Source organism: Parapedobacter sp. GCM10030251 (assembly GCF_042666505.1).
In the GTDB taxonomy this organism is placed as follows: domain Bacteria; phylum Bacteroidota; class Bacteroidia; order Sphingobacteriales; family Sphingobacteriaceae; genus Parapedobacter.
Window position 1 is genome coordinate 543,753 of sequence record NZ_JBHTDN010000003.1, and the last position, 19,949, is coordinate 563,701.

The 19,949-nt window shown below is 49.9% G+C and carries 12 protein-coding genes; 10 read left to right on the forward strand and 2 right to left on the reverse strand.

What is annotated here, in order from left to right:
• Position 1: 1 nt before the first annotated feature.
• The gene (locus ACFQRK_RS11400) at positions 2–1,075 is read right to left on the reverse strand and encodes a Gfo/Idh/MocA family protein (RefSeq protein ID WP_379006678.1); all 1,074 of its coding nucleotides are present in this window, start codon (positions 1,073–1,075) and stop codon (positions 2–4) included.
• Positions 1,062–1,952 carry an amidohydrolase family protein gene (locus tag ACFQRK_RS11405; protein WP_379006679.1) on the reverse strand — a complete coding sequence of 297 codons (891 nt, stop codon included), beginning with the start codon at positions 1,950–1,952 and terminating at the stop codon, positions 1,062–1,064. The genes ACFQRK_RS11400 and ACFQRK_RS11405 overlap by 14 nt, the downstream gene beginning before the upstream one ends.
• Positions 1,953–2,129: 177 nt before the next feature.
• Here ACFQRK_RS11405 and ACFQRK_RS11410 point away from each other — a divergent pair, with 177 nt between their 5' ends.
• From ACFQRK_RS11410 to ACFQRK_RS11455, 10 genes are all read left to right on the forward strand, one after another.
• Positions 2,130–3,077 (forward strand): AraC family transcriptional regulator, encoded by a 948-nt coding sequence (locus tag ACFQRK_RS11410; RefSeq protein WP_379006682.1) that lies wholly within the window; start codon positions 2,130–2,132, stop codon positions 3,075–3,077.
• Between the two features lie 191 nt (positions 3,078–3,268).
• Entirely contained in the window at positions 3,269–4,819 is a 1,551-nt protein-coding gene (locus ACFQRK_RS11415; RefSeq protein ID WP_379006684.1) for a trehalase family glycosidase, read from the forward strand.
• 238 nt (positions 4,820–5,057) lie between these two features.
• Positions 5,058–8,303 (forward strand): SusC/RagA family TonB-linked outer membrane protein, encoded by a 3,246-nt coding sequence (locus ACFQRK_RS11420; protein WP_379006686.1) that lies wholly within the window; start codon positions 5,058–5,060, stop codon positions 8,301–8,303.
• Positions 8,304–8,313: 10 nt separating this feature from the next.
• The gene (locus ACFQRK_RS11425; protein ID WP_379006687.1) at positions 8,314–10,212 is read left to right on the forward strand and encodes a RagB/SusD family nutrient uptake outer membrane protein; all 1,899 of its coding nucleotides are present in this window, start codon (positions 8,314–8,316) and stop codon (positions 10,210–10,212) included.
• 31 nt (positions 10,213–10,243) lie between these two features.
• The gene (locus ACFQRK_RS11430; protein ID WP_379006690.1) at positions 10,244–11,458 is read left to right on the forward strand and encodes a DUF4959 domain-containing protein; all 1,215 of its coding nucleotides are present in this window, start codon (positions 10,244–10,246) and stop codon (positions 11,456–11,458) included.
• Positions 11,459–11,486: 28 nt separating this feature from the next.
• Positions 11,487–12,668 carry a DUF4998 domain-containing protein gene (locus tag ACFQRK_RS11435; RefSeq protein WP_379006692.1) on the forward strand — a complete coding sequence of 394 codons (1,182 nt, stop codon included), beginning with the start codon at positions 11,487–11,489 and terminating at the stop codon, positions 12,666–12,668.
• Between the two features lie 24 nt (positions 12,669–12,692).
• Positions 12,693–13,961 carry a hypothetical protein gene (locus ACFQRK_RS11440; protein ID WP_379006695.1) on the forward strand — a complete coding sequence of 423 codons (1,269 nt, stop codon included), beginning with the start codon at positions 12,693–12,695 and terminating at the stop codon, positions 13,959–13,961.
• A 5-nt stretch (positions 13,962–13,966) separates the two neighbouring features.
• Positions 13,967–15,322 carry a hypothetical protein gene (locus ACFQRK_RS11445; RefSeq protein WP_379006698.1) on the forward strand — a complete coding sequence of 452 codons (1,356 nt, stop codon included), beginning with the start codon at positions 13,967–13,969 and terminating at the stop codon, positions 15,320–15,322.
• A gap of 5 nt (positions 15,323–15,327) precedes the next feature.
• Positions 15,328–18,084 (forward strand): family 78 glycoside hydrolase catalytic domain, encoded by a 2,757-nt coding sequence (locus ACFQRK_RS11450; protein ID WP_379006701.1) that lies wholly within the window; start codon positions 15,328–15,330, stop codon positions 18,082–18,084.
• Between the two features lie 80 nt (positions 18,085–18,164).
• Entirely contained in the window at positions 18,165–19,940 is a 1,776-nt protein-coding gene (locus ACFQRK_RS11455; protein WP_379006703.1) for a hypothetical protein, read from the forward strand.
• Positions 19,941–19,949 lie beyond the last annotated feature (9 nt).

Genomic DNA, 19,949 nt, shown 5'->3' on the forward strand with positions numbered 1-19,949 from the left:
GTTAATCGGGAAGGGGTGTGCCGCCCCTGTCATTTGATAAATAAGCGGCTTCTACGAGCCGCATAGTGTCATATGCGTGTTTCACGGAAGTGATGTGCGCGGACGTCGGGTCCTCAATGGCACATTGCAAGTCGGCCATGGTGGCTATGAAGGCATCCGGGTACCAGGCGCCGGGAATGGTTGCTTCGATCCAGCCGTCGGTCGAATGGTCTGACAGAAAATAGGCGAAGTGGTCCGCCTCGCCTTTCGGAAAATTGATGTTTTTGCCAAGCGTTGCTTTGATAGCGCCTTTCGTTCCTTCCCATTTTACGAACGAATCCTGGTGATCCAATCCGAAATCATGTCCATGGTTGGTGTTCACAAATGCACGGATGGGCCGGTCGTAGTCAAAAATGATGATCGACCGGGTGGAAGCCAGCTGCATTTGCTTGGGATGTTGGAATGTTTTCGCATAAATCTGTTTAGGCATTCCCAGAAAGTACGCTATCATATCCATATAATGGATGCTGTGGTAGAGCATTTCCATGCGTGGTATGCCGAATAGGAACTCCCACAATTCCCAGGGGTGATAGATGTTCATCCGTATTTCCATGTCATGCAGGTCGCCGATAGCACCTTGGTTGATGAGGTGTTTTGCGGCGATGATCGAGGGGATCAATTTCATTTGGAAATTCACACTGGCTGTGAAGTGTTTGGTCTCACAGATATGCAGGATTTCTTTCGCCGCTTCGAGGGTTTCACCCATGGGCTTTTGCATCATGACGTTGGCCCCTAGGGGCAGTTGATTGAGGATGTCAATCAGTCGGGATGCCGGTACGGCGATGTCAAATACGACGTCAGGCGGAACGTTGCTGACAAGCGCTTCCAGGGAATCATATACTGCCGGGATGCCAAACAGCGACGCCACGCGCTGCGCTTTTTCAAGTTGAAGATCATAGATGCCAAGAACCGGCCAATTCGCTTTTCGGTATGCGGGGAGATGGGCTTCTTCCATGATGCCTCCCGCACCGATGACCACAATCGGTTTGGGATTGGCGGGTAGTTTAAAGTCGGCGGAAAGCTTATAATGAGTCATGCGGAACGTCTGAATCAATTTGATAAAAGTCGAGGGCATTCTGATAAAATACCCGATGAAGGTCATCGGGGGAGAGTGACCGGCATACTTGCACAGCCGTATCAAACCAACGCGCATACGTAGACGCGAGTGTCACCACGGGCCAGTCGCTGCCGAAGACCATACGCTTTGGGCCGAAATATGCCAAGGCCTTATCCACGTAGGGTTGTAGGTCGGCGATCTCCCAGCGTTCCCAGTCTGCTTCGGTTACCAGGCCCGAAAGCTTACAATATACATTCGGGTTTTCGGCAAGCTCTTTCATTTGGTGCTCCCATTGCGTGAACGTTCGGGTACGGATGGGGGGGTTACCAAAATGATCCAGCATATAACGGACATCGGGTGCGGTCTGCACAAGTTTCAGAGCGGCGGGCAATTGATGGGCTTTTACCCCGAGGTCAAAACTTAGGTTATGCTGGAATAGCAACTTCATGTTGGCGGCAAAACGCGGATTCCCATATAAGGTGACAGGTTCCTCTTCCAGCCGACGGATGCCTTTTACCAGTTTATTCGATACAAGCGCCTGCAATTCTTCAGCGGCATCCGCAGCTTCCAACGGAAAGTAGGCTACCATGCCCCGGATGCGAGAATCTACGTTGGCCAGTTGCGTCACATGATCTACTTCGATTTGGTATTCGGTGGGCAGGCATTCACACTGAAGAAAAATCATACTTGAAACTGGAATGCCTTCTGTAGCCTTTTGATATTCCGTCAATCCAAAGGATTTCTTGATGGCCGGGACGTCATCCAGCCACGGGTAATTCATTTTAGCAAGATCCCATAGATGCACATGTGCATCTGTGATTCGGAGGTTGCTATAATTGGTGTGTAACGTTGTCATAAAAATTTTTTAAAGGTATGTGAAAAATAAGCGCAGCGGTGGTATCCGATTAGCCAGTTTCTGTACGATTTTGATTTATTGCTGATTTATTGATCTATTTGTTTTATTTTCGATATTTAATTGACATGATCGCTGTAAAATTATCAGTTTGCTGTTAAAAAAATATATGCTTAGCCAATGAAACCCATTTATGCCAAACCACCGCTGGGCAGTCGCGCGGCTTTCCAGGTTCGGAAAGATTATTTTGATGTACTCGATACCAAATGGCATTATCATTCGGAGTACGAATTAGCGTACATCAATTATCCGCATGGTAAGCGGGTAGCAGGCAATAGCATTGCTACGTTTGAGGAAGGCGATTTGGTGTTTTATGGACCCAATCTACCCCACGCCTGGTCACATGAACCCACTGTTGAGGAAGAGGGTATCTCGTATAATGAAGGACTTTTATATGATGCCATTGTGGTCCATTTCAGCGAGTCCTGTCTTGGTGAGTCTTTTTTTGCCATTCCGGAAATGAGTGCCATACAGGCAATCCTTAAGAAAAGTACGCGGGGTCTGGTGGTGTACGGAACATCGCGAAAACGCATTGCCCAATGGATGACGGAGCTGGTGAACCACACGGGATCAAAACGGGTTATTTTATTGTTGCAGATACTGGAAGAGTTATCCACTACGAAAGAATATAAGCTTTTATCATCAGCAGGCTACTGGGACAACCTCAACGATAACGACGCGGTACGGATGAGCGGGATCTATGAGTACATTATTAAAAACTTCACGAAAGAGATTGCGCTGGATGAGATCGCTACACAGGCACATATTTCTCCTTCGGCATTCTGCCGATATTTTAAAGCCCGGACCAAGCGGACACTGAAAGAGTTTGTGAATGATCTGCGCATCAATTGCGCTTGTCAGTTGTTGGAAGAAAACCGGCTCAGCATCACGCAGATCTGCTTTGAAGCGGGATTCAATAACATTTCCAACTTTAACCGGCGATTTAAGGAGATTAAGGGCATTACCCCGCAGCAATACCGCACCAATATACGGGGCATTTACCGCAATACAAATAAACAGGCAAGGCAGCAGGTAAACCGGACATATCCCAAGTCAAAAATGTATTGAAAGTGGCCAAATCCGTACTGGTATGGATGGCCATTTACGGCTTTTTTTGCATGTAAATTATACTCCTGATGTTCGATGCAAAGCCGTATTAAACCACAGAAATTCCGATCAAAATCTCTCGTGTTTCCGTTGCTTACCCTAAGCGGGTTCGATCTGAAAGGTAATGTGAGGCAACTTTAGACCGGATTTTGATGACCTTAGCAGCACTATTCTGTAATATTTTACTCCTATCGCACGCGATTGCCGGACCGGTAGATACGCTCAAGATGAACGAGGATGTCCCTCAAATTGTCTTTCCGGGGGTTGCGCAGTCGGATTTTCAAGAAGCCTTCAATGTGATGGATGCATGTGTGGTAAGAGAACCGGGCTACGGGTTTTCCTATCCTTTTATTGCGCCGGGAGGGCATTATGGTGGATGTTGGTGGCAATTGGACGCGTCCATCAGTCTGCAGGCAGCCAAGTGGATCAACCAACGGTTTTCCGAAAACATGCTGCGCGGATTTGTTTCCGTGCAGCGAGGAGATGGAAGAATTCCTCTTTATGGCCACGATGAGGTGCCGGGCTTTCCTACCTGCAGTTCGTTGCCAAAATTGTTCCAAGCTGCGTATGCCGTATTAAAACGCAGCGAGGATACCACGCTGTTGCAGACCGTTTACCCCATGCTTAGCCGTTATATGGACTGGTGGTTGTCTGATGCGCGGCGGGATGCCGCCACAGGATTGATAACGGGCGTTTTCGAAGAGTCTTTTCCTCCGGTTGAAAGCCGGTTAAAAGCCACCGCACAGGTTGATCTAAACGTGGAGGTGGCCGGGGCCTGTCAATACATGGCAACGCTTGCCGACCGGTTAGGCTTGCCGCACGACCGCAGGCGACACCTGGACAATCGGCAACAACTTGTGAACGCCATAAACACCTATATGTGGAATGAGCGGTTTGGTGCTTATTTCTCCTACGATGTCGTCAACAGGCGCCAGGATACCACGCTGATTGTGTATGCGTTTGACCCACTTTATTCGAAGATCGCTCCTTCCAGCCGGGCTGACCGGATGGTTCGCCTGCTTACGGATGATGCCTATTTCAACTGGGATACACGACCGTTGACAAGTGCCGCAAAAACATCGGCTATTTATCACGAAACGACCGGCCCCTACAATGGGGCGCCGGCGTGGTCAGGAAGTATCTGGAGCCTTCGGAATGAAGTAATCGTTAGGGGACTAGCAGATGCCGGAAGGTATGATCACTCGGCCTATCTGGCCCTACAGACCGTCAGGCAATTCAATAATAACTATTTTGAGTTTCTGAAACCATCCGACGGCAGCGGACAGGGTGTGGAACGCTATGCGTGGTCTGCAGCGCAGTACATTCAACTGTTGATCGAAAATATATTTGGCATTGACTACGATCGATTTACCGGGGAAATGCGGATCACTCCCAACCTGTGCCAATCGTTAAAAGGAGAGAAAATGGCGCTCAGGCATATCCCTTTACCCGATGGAGGCGATCTGGATGTTGAAATCGATTGGGAAGGTAGTTCTGCCAGCATTCGTTATGCCATCCGGGGTGGAACAAGCCGCATGGATGTCCGGGTTGGCTGGCCTACCGCGTATGGAACCAAGGTTACTGTGACCGATGGTACAGGCAGGCGGCTTCGCGCCTTTAAGAACCGCATCGGAAATACCGTAATCCATGAGATAGATAATGCGAAAAAAAGCGCAGATCACCTGACATTTATCTTTCGGTAAGGTTGGCTTCCCTCAAAAAGAGCGTCGCGACGAGGGCATCAATTTAGTATAAGTTTCCGGCAATACAGTATTTGTGTCTGAACGGTTTTAGGATAGTTTTGTTTTGGTAATCAATTCATACATAACCTTTTTGAATCGCATATTTTTTTGGGTTGGACGGTTGCAATGATAAATATAAGATCGCTAGTATTGATTTATAAATGACTTGGTTGTGAAGTAATTAACTTAATTAATTTATATGAGAAAAAATAGACTACTTGAAAATCGGAGTTTGGCGATTCTGCTATGTTCACTTGTCTTTTCCATTTTTTTGATTCCGGAAAAGATCAGTGCCCACGGACTCCGGCCCAACCCGATTCCACAGGATGAGATCGAAGTGAAGGGCATTGTTCGGGATTCGATGGGCGTGCTTCCAAACGTTACGATTACCGTTAAGGATAATCCCAAAATCGGTACTGCGACTGATGACAACGGTCGCTTTATTCTGGTGGCGCCGGGCCGGAATGTTACGTTGGTTTTCCAGATGCTGGGGTATGTCACCCAGGAAATCGAGGTGTCGCGCAGCATCGATTTGAACGTTACACTCGAACCATCTACCCAGGAGGTAGGCGAAGTCGTCGTCACAGCGTTTGGAAGGGTGGTGAAGAAGGAGGCCGTTGTAGGTGCGGTAACATCCATTTCTCCGGAAGAGCTGCGGATCCCTTCGAGCAACCTAACCAATGCGTTAGCGGGAAGGGCTGCCGGAATCATCGCGTATCAGCGTTCGGGAGAGCCCGGCCGTGACAACGCGGACTTTTTCGTACGAGGGGTAACCACATTCGGATATAAAAACGGTCCGCTGATCCTGATTGACGGAATTGAATCGTCCAATACGGACCTCGCACGGATAACGGTGGATGACGTTGCATCGTTTTCCATTCTTAAGGATGCCACTTCCACGGCTGTATATGGCGCCCGGGGCGCCAACGGCGTTATTCTCGTCGAGACCAAAAAAGGAAAGGAAGGACGGGCGAAAATATCGTTCCGCGTGGACCAGGCATTTTCTGCGCCTACGACGAATCTTGAACTGGCCGACCCGATCACCTATATGAAAATGGCCAACGAAGCGGTGCTTACCAGGGATCGCTTGGGAAGCATTCTGTATCCGGACGATAAAATAAATCGGACGGGACAACCGGATGCCAGCCCCTATATTTATCCGGCAAACGATTGGCGGAAAATCTTATTCAAAGATTACACCAGCAACCAGCGCTATGCCCTTAACGTAAGCGGCGGTGGCGGCGTGGCCCGCTACTTTATTTCCGGCGGGTTGAATCAGGACAACGGCGTACTGAAAGTGGATCCGGTGAACAACTTTAACAGCAACATCAATCTGAAAAGCTATTCATTGCGCTCCAATATTGATATTGACCTAACCAAAAGCACGATGCTTACCGTGCGGCTTTACGGGAATTTCGACGACTACCGTGGGCCTATCTACAATGGGGAGGAAATGTATGCCATGTTGATGCATTCCAATCCCGTGCAATTTCCGGCTACCTTTCCAAGGGACGAGGACCACGCGTACGTGAAACATATCCTTTTTGGAAATAATGTGACCCGCAGTAACCGGGGGTCCTTATATCTAAACCCTTATGCGGAAATGGTAAGGGGCTACCGCGATTGGAACCGCTCCAAAATGATGGCGCAGATGGAAATTGCCCAAAATTTAGGAGATTGGGTAAAAGGGCTTAATTTCAGGGGGATGTTCAACGTCGAGCGCTATGCTTATAATACGGTAACCCGCGCTTATAACCCTTTCTACTACGAAGTGGGTAATTACGATCCCTTTACACAAGATTATTCATACAATGTCATCAACTCTTCCGCCAATCCGCAGCCCGTGGGGCCCATCGGTACCGAGTACCTGAGCTTTGATAGTCATCCCGCTCTCCGGGAAGTCAATGCTAATTTTTATGCACAGGGGGTGTTGAACTACGATAACCTATTCAATGAGACCCATTCGGTAAGCGGAATGCTGGTGGGGATCGTGCAACAGCGGCTTAATTCAACCGCGGGTACGCTACTTACGTCCCTGCCATTTAGAAATACGGGGTTGTCGGGCCGGTTTACTTATGGGTATGATAGCCGGTACCATGCCGAGTTTAATTTTGGATATAACGGTACCGAGCGATTCTACCAGGACAAACGTTTCGGTTTTTTCCCCTCGGGAGGGATTGCGTGGTCCATTCACAACGAACGGTTCTTTGAAAACCTGAAGAGTACCGTCAATACGTTGAAAGTTCGGTATACCTACGGCATCATCGGTAACGATGCCATTGGCGAGCCTTCGGACCGCTTCTTCTATTTATCCGAGGTGAATATGAATGCCACTGGCAGAGCTGCCCGATTCGGGCGGGACATCGTGGGAGCCAGTAAGTACCTGAACGGAGTATCCGTTTCTAGGTATGCCAACGAAGACATTACGTGGGAAAAGTCCATACAGCAAAATTTAGGGTTGGAACTGGGATTGCTCAGCGCCATTACCCTCAACGTGGACCTGTTTAAACAGCATCGCACCAACATCCTCATGACGCGGGCGCACATTCCTGCTTCCATGGGCCTGTCGGCCCCGGTGCGGGCGAATGTCGGCGAGGCTTCTTCTCAAGGTATCGACGCATCGCTCACGGTAAGCAAGTCTTTCGACAACGGATTGTTTTTGTCGGCGATGGGGAATTTTACCTATTCCACCAATAAATTCCTGGTATACGAAGAACCGGCTTACAAAGAAACCTACCGTTCCAGAATCGGACAGAACATTAACCAGGTCTATGGGTACATTGCCGAACGCCTTTTTGTGGACGACGAGGAAGCATTGAACTCCCCGGGTCAGAATTTCGGCCGTCCGGTGCTGGGGGGCGACATTAAATTTCTGGATGTAAACGGAGACGGACAGATTACCCCGGCGGATCAAGTGCCCATTGGTTTTCCTACGGTGCCGGAAATCGTCTATGGCTTCGGCCCCTCTGTCTCCTTTAAGGGCTTTGACCTTTCGCTGTTCTTCCAAGGCTTGGCGAACGAATCATTCTGGATAAACTACAAGGCTCCGAGCCCCGATCGGCCGTACGAGGCCATTAACCCATTTGTGGGTGACCGGCAGGTGCTCAAGGTGATTGCTGACAATTATTGGAGCGAGCAAAACCAGAATGTTTATGCATTCTGGCCGCGTCTCAGTAACTTCGACCACCCGAACAATGCACAGACCAGCACCTGGTTCATGCGGAACGGCAGCTTTTTGCGCCTGAAAACCCTCGAATTCGGCTATACCCTGCCACAGCGGCTTACCAGTAGGATCGGTTCCTCCGCTATCAGGGTCTATTTCAGCGGGAATAACCTTCTTACCATCAGCCAATTCAAGCTTTGGGATGTCGAAATGGGAGGCAACGGTTTAGGATACCCCATCCAGAAGGTGTTCAATTTGGGTGTTCACGTTAATTTCAATTAAGCTCATGAAAATGCTCAACATACAAAATTTCGCATCAGGTTTCCTTGTTGCAATCATCTCTTGTTTTTCGTCCTGTTCGAACTACCTCGATATTGTTCCCGATAACGTAGCTACACTCGATAACGCCTTTGCCATGCGGGGAGAAGCGGAAAAATACCTGTTTACCTGTTATTCGTATATGCCCCGCGACGCAGAGTTTAACGGTAGTCCAGCTTTATTAGGCGGCGACGAAGTATGGGAACTTCCGGAGATCAATGAAACAAGCGTATACCGGCAGCTCGCCGAAGGAAACCAGAACGTAAATAACCCGATCGGCAATTTCTGGAACCACATGTATGCCGCCATACGCGATTGTAATATTTTTCTCGAAAATATTGATCGGGTACCCGATATCGAGCCGCGGGAAAAACGGCAATGGATCGCCGAGGTAAAAGTACTGAAAGCCTATTACCATTTCTGGTTGATACGCATGTATGGTCCGATCCCGCTTATCAAAACCAATTTGCCCATTTCAGCGGGCACTGATGCGGTGAAGGTGTTTCGAGAACCGGTAGATGACTGCTTCAGCTATGTAGTGCAGCTGCTCGATGAAGCCAAAGACGACCTACTGCTAACCGTAGTAGATCCGCAGTATTATGGCAAGATATCGCAACCCGTGGCGTATGGACTGAAAGCGAAGGTGCTGACGTTTGCGGCCAGCCCGCTCTTCAATGGCAACACCGAACAGGCTAGCCTCAAAAATCCCGACGGAACCCCGCTGTTCAATCCGGAATACTCCGGCGCCAAGTGGCAGCTGGCAGCCGATGCCTGCCGGGAAGCCATTGACATCTGCGAAAGCGCAGGCATACTGCTCTATGAGCACCCGAACGTAAAAGCGGCGTTTTTAATCGGCGATACGACGCAAACCGAGCTGAGCCTACGTATGGCGTTTTCGGAACGATGGAACTCGGAGATCATCTGGGCCAATACGCAAAGCTGGATCAGCCGGGTACAGGTGTTGGCTTCACCAGACTGGGCGCCCAGTGCGCAAGCCAGGGTCTGGATGGACAACCGGTATAATGCACCATTGAAAGTGGTTGAACAGTTCTATACCAATCACGGGCTACCCATCAATGAGGATAAAACCTGGAACTATGGAGCGCGTTATACAACCAAAGTGGCCACTACCGCCGATCAGCACCAGTTATATATACGAAACGGATTTGCGACTGCGGCCCTTAACTTTGACCGCGAACCCCGGTTTTATGCATACTTGGGTTTCGATGGCGGTATCTGGTATGGCCAGGGTAAATTTAATGACAAGGTGCCTGCGGATCTTTATTACCTTCAGCTGAAATTGGGAGATCAGATCGGAAAGACTTCGGCGTTCAACGGCCCCGTTACGGGCTATTCCATCAAAAAATGGATACACCCCGATAACGTACGAAGCCCGGCCAGCTATACTACGATTGATTATCCCTGGCCGCTGATGCGTCTGGCTGATCTTTACCTGTTATATAGCGAGTGCCTTAACGAAGTGAGTGGCCCGGGTGCGGAGGTTTTTGAGTATTTGGACAAGGTAAGGGCGCGCGCTGGCATCCCGGGCGTGGTGGATGCATGGACCAATTTTTCCACCAATCCGGCCAAGGTGACAACCCAGAATGGTGTTCGTGAAATCATACAGCGGGAAAGGCTGAATGAACTCGCATTTGAGCAACAGCGCTTCTGGGACCTCCGTCGGTGGAAGCTGGCCATTACCGAAATGAACAAGACCGTTGCCGGTTGGAATGTTTACGGCTCCACCACGGAGACCTATTATCGGCCGACTAATCTTTTTCAGCAACGCTTCGGTATAAAAGATTATTTCTGGCCAATAGCGCAAGGCGAACGCGACGTGAATACGAATCTGGTACAAAATATCGGTTGGTAATGAGTTTACAACCTTTTAACTATTTATAAAAATGGAAAAGAAATTTCAGCTCTGGTTTTGGGCGCTCCTTTCACTGGTTGCGTTTAGCTGTGACCGGAATGACGAGTATATAAACTATACGGATCCGAACCTACCCGCGCCCGCACAGGTACAGGACGTGCGTGTTATACCGAAGAATGGCGGCGCGCATATTGTGTATAAAGTTCCCAAAGATCCGAACCTGAGGTATGTAAAAGCGGTTTATGAAACCGCTCCGGGTACGGTATGGGAGGTAAAATCCTCTTACTACACCGATACGTTGAAAATCGAAGGGTTTGGCGACACGCAGGAATACGAGGTGAAGCTATACAGTGTCGGGAAAAATGAAAAAGAGTCCGAGCCGTTGGTGGTTCCAGTGAAGCCGCTCATCCCGGCTATCCAGTCGGTGTACGAAACGTTGGCTGTTTCGGGTACCTTTGGGGGCATCAATGTGAAACTACAGAATCCGGATCGGGCCAATCTGGCGGTCGTCGTCCTGTTAGACACCGCCAACAACGGCCACTACAGCGAGCTGACTACCTATTATACGGCGGCCGATAAAGTGAACTTTTCCGTCCGGGGAATGGATACGGAGGAAAAGAAGGTCGCGATTTTCTTAAGAGACCGGTGGAATAACAAAACCGAGCCAAAAGAGTCTGTGGTAACCCCATTGTTCGAAAAGCTGATCGACAAGGCTCCCTGGAAAGCCCTGGAATTGCCCGGGGACAATTTTCAATACGTTGAAAATTACCCACTGTACAAGATATTCGATGGTGGTTTTGGCTATTGCTGCCTGTTTGCCTCAGACCAATTTCAGCTGCCGCATACGATTACCCTCGATTTGGGGCAACCGACAATTATAAGCCGTATGAAAACGTGGCTTCATCCCGAAGGTGCCTACCAAGGATCCCACCCCAAGGACTTTGAAATTTGGGGGTCAAACAGTGTGAATCCCGACGGAGATTACGTGGATCTGGAAAACAAGATATACCGGGATAACTGGGTAAAATTGGGTACGTTCAGTTCTTTTAAACCATCCGGACCGGGGCCCGTGACCCAGGAGGACCGGGACTATGCATTGACGCTAGGGGAAGATTTCGAATTTGAATCCGGTATTCCTGCGGTCCGGTATATCCGCTTCAAAACGTTGAATACCTGGGGCATCCCAAGCGGTAGGGCACAGGTGGTTATACAGGAGCTTACCTTATGGGGGCAAGATGGGCAGTAATTAACGCTTAAATCAAGAATCGAATAACATGAAAATCAGTATATATTACCTAATTGCAGCACTGGCAGTAATTTCCGGCTGTAAGAAAATGGACGATACGTACAAAAAGTTTGTGGTACCCTCCGGTATTACCTACGTGGAGCGTGCAAAGATGGTAAAGACGTATTCCGGTCTGAACCGTGTACTATTTGGTTGGAAGGCACCGGCGGATCCCAACGTAAGCCAAGCACGTATCTACTGGAATAATTATCAGGATTCGGTAGAGATCGATATACCGGCTGATGCGGATACGGTTTCCTATGTCCTGGATATAGCCGAAGGCAATTATTCCTTCATTATCAAAACCTACGATGATGCGGGTAACCAGTCCGTACCCGTGGAGGTGCAAGGCCGGTCTGTCGGCGAGACCTTTCTCGGTAATATGTTCAACCGCCCGCTGACGCAGGCGTTTGTTGACAATGCGAACGGCCAGCTGCAATTGTTCTGGGGCGGTGCAGATGTCCATAACGGAAGCATCGGGCACCAGCTCACCTACACGGACGAGACGGGGACTGAAAAGCGGTTGTTTATCAATCCGGAAACCGAAGCTACTGCCTTGGCGGATTATAAAAAAGGAACGGATCTTTCCTACACCACCTGGTACCTGGCGGATACAACCTCCATCGATACGTTAAAAACTACGGCGGCCGTTGTGCCGGGAAATACCGTGAGGTTTAAGCTGGACAAATCGAAATTCCGGGAATTGCGTCTTCCCACCGATGCGTCAGCCAGGGAAGACATCGGATGGTTCCTTCGGAACATGTGGGATGGAAGAACGAATCCTGACCCCGGTTTTCATACACCGGATGTATCCAAACCGGCCCATGTAACTATCGACTTGGGCACATCAGATCATCCCCTGTATTCGTTCCGGCTTTGGCAGCGTACAGATTGGGACACTGCCTATGGGCATGGTAACCCAAAAACGTTTGCATTATGGGGCAGCAATGATCCGGCTCCCGACGGCAGCTGGGATAGCTGGACAAAGCTCGGTGATTTTACTTCGGAGACGCACGTAATATCGGAAGGGGAACTATTCGAAATCCCCCCGGGTGCCCCCGCATTCCGGTATTTGCGAATTCAAGTTTCGTCCACTTGGGGTTACGGTACAGACGTAAGTCCCATCGTCATGATGGAAATCGAATTAATGGGTAGCTTAGGCACGCCGTAGGGTTGTTAAATGATGATCAATAGTATGTTAAGGCGTTACTCGACATTGGCGTTTCTGGCGGTTTGTTTCCGTATTGCCGCTGTTCAGGCGCAAGAAGTAGCACCCGGCGGAGTCGAGCGTCCCTTTCAAATTGGCATTTTTTACGGCCCTACACCGGAACTGACGAATGACCGGCAGTTCCGGTGGATTAAACGTGCCCATATCGATTTTATTCAGTTTATCGAAGACGCAAAACGGCAGGAAGCCACGGCGTCCCAGAAAAGGAACTTTCAGATACTCGATTTGGCACAGAAGCACGGTTTGACCTATTACGTAGGTGATCCGCGCGTACACGGTTCGGACGAAGATGTTCGAGACCTGGTTGAGACTTACAAAGGGCACCCCGCAACGGGGGGATATTACATCGTAGACGAACCGGGTGCCGACGCGTTGGACTGGCCCGCGAAAACGTATCAGTTTATACGAACACTCGATCCGGACCGAGTACCCTATGTAAATCTATTGCCGGATTTTGTTTATGAGGACTATGAGCACAATTATGTCGAGAAGTGGATTGGCAAGGTCGGCAGGGAAAATCTTATTTTCCTTTCGTTTGACAACTATCCCTTCCTGATCGACGGGTCCTTTAGGCTCACTAATTTTTACAACCTGGATGTCATTCGGCGGGCTGGATTAAAACATGGCGTCCGCACCTCATCGTATCTGCAATCGGTTGGTATCAAAGGGCATTACCGGCGCCCAACGGAGCATGAATTGCGATTCAGTGCCTTCTCCAACCTGGCCTATGGGATCAAGAATTTGGTTTGGTTTACGTACAATACACCCGTTGGGCAGCCCGTGGAGAAGTTTACCAGCGCCATCATCGATAGCGTAGGAAAAAAGACGGATTTATACCGTCCGTTCCGGCGGTTAAACAAACAGCTCCATCGGATCGGAAGTGTGCTGGCCGGATTGGATGCGGTAGCGGTCTATCACACCGGGGAAGCGCCAGGAAAAGGAATCGTTTCCCTGCCCGCGGATTTTGGCTGGCAGCCCGCCAATACCAATGACCAGCTGATTATCACTGAATTCCGGAATCCACGGAACAACCGACAGTATATGATGATCGTCAATAAATCGCTCACTGAGGAAAAAGATATCCAAGGTGTTCTGGATGCGAACATCAAACGGGTCTATCGAATATCCGACATAAGCGGCAGAAAAAAGGCCGTCCGCATTAACGGCGGGCGGATGGAGGATCGTTTTCTTCCAGGGGAAGGAAAATTGTATCTTTTCGAAACAACTAAAAAATAACGAAAATGAAAAGGATACTGATTACGCCGATATACCTATTTCTGACCATGGGGTGGAGCATTGCCCAGCCGATCGTAACCGCAGAAGATTTCGAGTTTCTGAAGGGACTGACCCAAGCCGTGCTGGACAGTTCACGCATACGTCCGGGCCAGCAATTGGTGTCTCCGTTTGGTGCGAACAACACGGGTGGTACGCTCATCAGACCTGGAGGCCGGGAAACCTATCCGTCGTTCTGGATCCGGGACTATGCCATGACACTGGAAACGGGTTTCGTAACCAAGGAAGAGCAGAAACACATGCTGCTCCTGACTGCTTCCACCCAGTGTGACCAATCCTGGATTACCGAGGGAGGGAGTTTGGTGCCTTTTGGCGCCATTGCGGACCATATCCGGGTAGATGATCTGAAGCCCATTTATTTTCCCGGAACTTATGATTACGATGAACAGGGTGTGGAAGCGTTCGGTATGACGCCGCCTTACTGCGATCAGTATTATTTTATTTACATGGCCGATTACTATCTTCGCACCACGAAAGATCGCAACATACTGGATAAATTGATCAACGGAATGCGTTTGGTAGACCGGTTGGAGATTGCATTTAAAATACCACCGTCACGGCAGGATAATCACCTAATTTATACGAACGATACATTCCGGGGTGTTGACTTCGGTTTCCGGGACGCCATCCGTATTACCGGTGATCTTAGCTATCCGTCCATTCTGAAGTACCGGGCGGCATATCAACTGGCCGCTATTTTTGATGAAGTGGGTGATCGGGAAAAGGCGAGGGGCTACCGGCAAATCGCCCAGCAGCTAAAAGAAGCGATACCCCGCACCTTTTTAAATAAGGACGGAATGTTGCGCGCGTCCACGGGTAAAGGCGGACAGGCCGATGTATGGGGAACTGCGCTGGCGGTTTACCTGGGCATTTTGGAGGGGGAAAACGCAAAACAAGCTGGGCAGCATCTGGCCCAAGCCTATGCAGCAGGAAAATTGGCGTATAAAGGAAGTGTAAGGCACATTATCCACGGGGAAGATTTTAGTGAAGAAACCGCCTGGGAAGATGCCATCGTACCCAAGAACCAATATCAGAATGGCGCCTATTGGGGAACCGCCACCGGATGGGTTGCCTACGCCATTGCGAATGTCGATGCGGCGGTCGCATCGCGTTTAATAAGCGACTACATTGCGGGCCTGAGGGAAAGCGATTTCCGAAAGGGAATCGGGTTTTCAGGACCCTATGAGTGCTATTTTCCACCACAGTATACGCGTGGACCTGTTTACCTGACCACAGTGAGCGTCCCTTACATTGTGCTGGAATCCATGCGCCAAAAGCGGAAGCACACGTATTTAACTCAATGATTTGTATGATTCACCTTTCAAAAATAATACCTTATCTTTTTGTATTTTTTCCGTTAGCGTCTTTAGCGAACACGGTTCGCCCGGATAAGCTTACATGCGAGTACCTGGAAAACCCGCTGGGATTGGATGAGCGTTTGCCCAGGTTAAGCTGGACACTTGTATCGGATAAACGGGATCAGAAGCAAACCGCCTACGAACTGATCGTAGCAGATAACCTGAAAGATATCCAGAAAAAAAAAGGTACGGTTTGGGCTACCGGGAAGGTCGATTCAGAACAGAATATTCACGTCACGTACAACGGTCGGCCGCTTCAATCGTTTACCCGGTATTACTGGCGTGTCCGGGTTTACGATAAGCAGGGAAAAGCTTCCGGCTGGAGTAAGCCGGCTTGGTTTGAGACGGCGATGTTGGACCCCTCGGATTGGGAGGGGAAATGGATAGGCGACGGAAGTCAGCAGTTTACCCGGGATGAGGATTTTTATCAGGAAGATCCCATGCCCCTGTTTCGCAAATCCTTCCATGCCTCGAAAAAAATCGCTTCGGCTCGCTTGTATGTAAGCGGGATGGGATATTACGAGGCGTATCTGAATGGCGAAAAGGCGGGCGATCACGTCTTGGATCCCGGTTGGACATCCTATGGAAAGCAAGTGCTATATGCAGTTTATGATGTAACGGAACGGCTCAAAAAGGGAGATAACGTCATCGGATTTATGCTGGGTAATGGTTGGTATAACCCCCTTCCGTTGCGCTTTTGGGGAGCTATCAACATGCGCGATGCACTGGAAACCGGGCGGCCAAAGGTCAAGGCAATGGTTCGTTTGGTGTATGACGACGGCGCCGTAGAGACCCTGGGAACCGGCAATGACTGGCAAACGGCTCCCGGACCGATAATCCGAAACAACATTTACTTGGGAGAACATTTCGACGGCAGACGCTACGATCCGGCATGGTGTACTGGCCCTGCTTCCGCGGGAACGTGGAAACCCGCTGTCGAAGTGAGCGGCCCCCCGGGTAAACTCACGGCACAGAAGCAACCTCCCATACGCGTTACCAAGGTGTTAAAGCCCATTGCGATACAAGAAGTTTCACCGGGCGTGTTTGTGGCGGATATGGGACAGAATTTTGCAGGAGTAGCCCGAATCCGGGTAAGTGGTCCGGCCGGCACAACGATTTCGCTCCGCTATGGAGAAGATAAATATCCCGATGGTCATGTAAACGGAATGACGGCCGTGGCCGGCCAGATTAAGCGGAATAACGGTGGCCCGGGTGCACCAGCGGTAGCCTGGCAGGAAGACAGCTATACACTGAAAGGGGAGGGCGAGGAAATCTGGGCACCGCGTTTTACTTTTCACGGTTTCCGTTATGTGGAAATACGGGGGTGGCCGGGGGCGCCTACAGCCGAAAACATCGAAGGCCTCCGGATGAATACGGATTTAGCAGAAAATGGCCGCTTCTCTTCATCGAATACGATGTTTAACCAACTGCAGGAAAATATCCGCTGGACCTTTATGAGCAATGTGTTCAGTACCATATCGGATTGCCCGGGTCGCGAAAAGCTGGCTTATGGAGGCGACATCTTCTGTACGACGGAAGCGTTCATGTTCAACTATGACATGCCCAATCTTTACGCGAAGATTGTTGAGGACCATGCCAATGAACAACGCCCGCTTGGCGGAATTACAGAAACCGCACCCTTTGTCGGTATTGCGGATGAAGGACCGGGCGATCAATCCGGACCGCTGGGTTTTCAGCTGGGGTTTGCACATGTTATCAAGAAAATGTACGACTTCTACGGCGACAAACGCATGGTGGAGCGATATTACGGAGCCGTGCGTAAGCAGGTGGAATTTTTGCGGTCCAGGGCGGTGAATCACTTGTTCGATACGGATTTGGGCGATCACGAGTCGCTGGAAGAGAAATCTAAACCGCTAACCGCTTCGGTCTTTTACTACCAGCACGTTCAGTTGCTGGCCGATATGGCCGCTATTCTGGGCAAGGAAGGCGATGTTGCGCGGTATCGCGAGTTGGCACAAACCATCCGGAATGCCATTGCGCGGGAATTCAACCGGGGGAATGGTTTCTTTGCCAGGGGTACACAGTCGGACCAGTTGTTTGCTTTATGGAGCGGCGCGGCAGATGCCATCGACCGTGATGCGGCATGGGAAGTACTCATGGATGCTTTTGCGCAAAAGAACTGGCATTTATCTACGGGTATATTCGGTACGAAAATGCTGTTTGACGTGTTAAGAACAAGTGACCGGAATGACGTGGCTTACCGAATCGCCGACCAACGTGATTTCCCGGGATGGGGGCATATGATTGAAAACGGTGCAACCACGCTTTGGGAAACCTGGAAATATTCCGACGATATGTTTTCTAAAAATCATCCCATGTTCGGCTCGGTGGGTGAGTGGTTTTACCGGTCGTTATTGGGAATAAATGAGGGTGCACCGGGATTTAAAAAAATCGTGATCAAGCCGCAACCGGCAGGAGATCTGCACCAAGCGCAGGGAGAGTTCCGGTCGGTATACGGTGCCATTGGCAGTGCTTGGCGCATCGACGAAAAGGGATTGGAGCTAACGGTGGATATTCCGGTAAACACCCGTGCGGAGGTCTGGATTCCGCAAACCCATGGAACGGTGATCACGGAAGGAGGAAAGCCTCTGGATCAGGTAGCTGAGATTGCAAATATTCGCAGTGTAGGTGGCTATACGGTGGTGGAAACGGGTTCGGGCACATATCGATTCCGAACAAGCCGGTAGGTATATGCCGTCTTGCCGAAACCGCGAAGATTATCACCGTGTGTGGGTTGAAATCGGTTCCGGAGACCAGTAAATTAAGCATGAAGCATTTCCTTTATACTGTTATCTATACCGTTATCGCCTGGCAATCCGTTTCTGGGGTACACGCTCAGGGTAACGTTGATTTTCAACCGGAAGCCAGCCGCTTTTCCGTAATGAAACTTTCGGGTACGGATGCCCTCGGGAGACGTATCGAAGCTGTACGCAAAAGGCCGGATGATACCCGGTATGTCGGCGTATTTTATTCCGTTTGGTTGGGACAACATCATTCCGAACAGCAGGGGATATACGATATTCAACGATTACTGGACACGAATCCATCGGCCCTGAAGAATCCGAAAGGTACCTCAGAGAGCCCGCTGCATGAATTCCATTTCTGGGGTGAGCCGCTGTATGGCTATTACAGCATGAGTGACCCCTGGATTGTGACCCGTCATATCGAATTGCTAACCAATGCGGCCATTGATTACCTTTGCATCGATGCGACGAACAATGTGGTTTATGAGTCAGCTACGAAAAACCTATTGGATGCCTTGTTGAATTTCCAACGGCAGGGATTCGACGTTCCGAAGGTTGTATTTTATACCAATTCATCTTCCGGAATTACGGTAGCTAAACTCTACGATCTATTTTATAAATCAGGGATGTATGAAACCTTGTGGTTTAAACCGGGCGGAAAGCCCCTGATGATCGGGATTACGGAAAGGAACGGAAACGCATCCGACCAGACTAAGTATGCACAACCGGAAAGGCCGTTTACCGAATACATAAAGCCAGCGATGAACGACTATTTCGATGTCCGCGAATCCCAATGGCCGAACGGCGATTACCATCCGCATTCGATTCCCTGGATGAGCTGGCAGTATCCGCAACGGAATCACAGCGGGACGGTAGCGGTACCCGTAGCCCAGCACAGTCATTCGGTCATCTATGCCAGCAGTATGGACCCCGAATGCAGCAGGGGCTATAACAACCGGACCAAGGAAGTCGAGAGGGATTGGACCGCGGGGGCGAATTTTGAGACGATGTGGGACGCGGTTTTCGCCAGCAGGGAGAAGGTCGATAACGTGTTGGCCACCTCTTTCAATGAATGGATGGCGATTAAGTATGCCAACGATGCGCATAATGTGTTTTTCGTGGACGTCTACAACAACGAATTTTCGCGCGATATTGAAATGATGAAAGGAGGCTATAACGACAATTTTTACCTGCAGCTGGTTCGTAATGTGCGGAAGTTCAAATTTCTGGACGGAAATGCGGCCGGTGGCGATTCGCGGGGAAGCGAGCGGCAGGCGACGTATGTCGATTTCGCGGGGGATGCCCGGCCCAGGGATTTTTCGAACGCAACGGGCACAGGTACCTATGTCGATACGAGCAACCGCAATGATATCACGGAAATACACGTTAGCCATGACGATGAGCAGTTGTATTTCCGGATTAAAACCCAGGCCGACATCACACCCTACAACGGAACCGACCTCAATTGGATGAACATCTTGGTCCGCTCGACGGGCGAGAAAGACTTTGCAGGGTATCAATATATCATCAACCGGAAGCCCGGATCAAGTCGCACGTCGGTGGAACGGTCTATCGGAGGGTACGAGTGGGTGTCGACCGGAGAGGCATCCTATAAGATTAGCGGAAATGTAATGGAGGTGGCGGTATCGTTGGAACAGTTGGGGTTGACACCTGAAAGTTGCGCAATCGAATTTAAGGTAGCCGATCATGTTACGAAATACGATGACATCATGGATTATTACGTGACTGGCGACAGCGCACCCCTCGGAAGGCTTAGTTTCAGGTATGGTAACTGGTAACTTCAATCA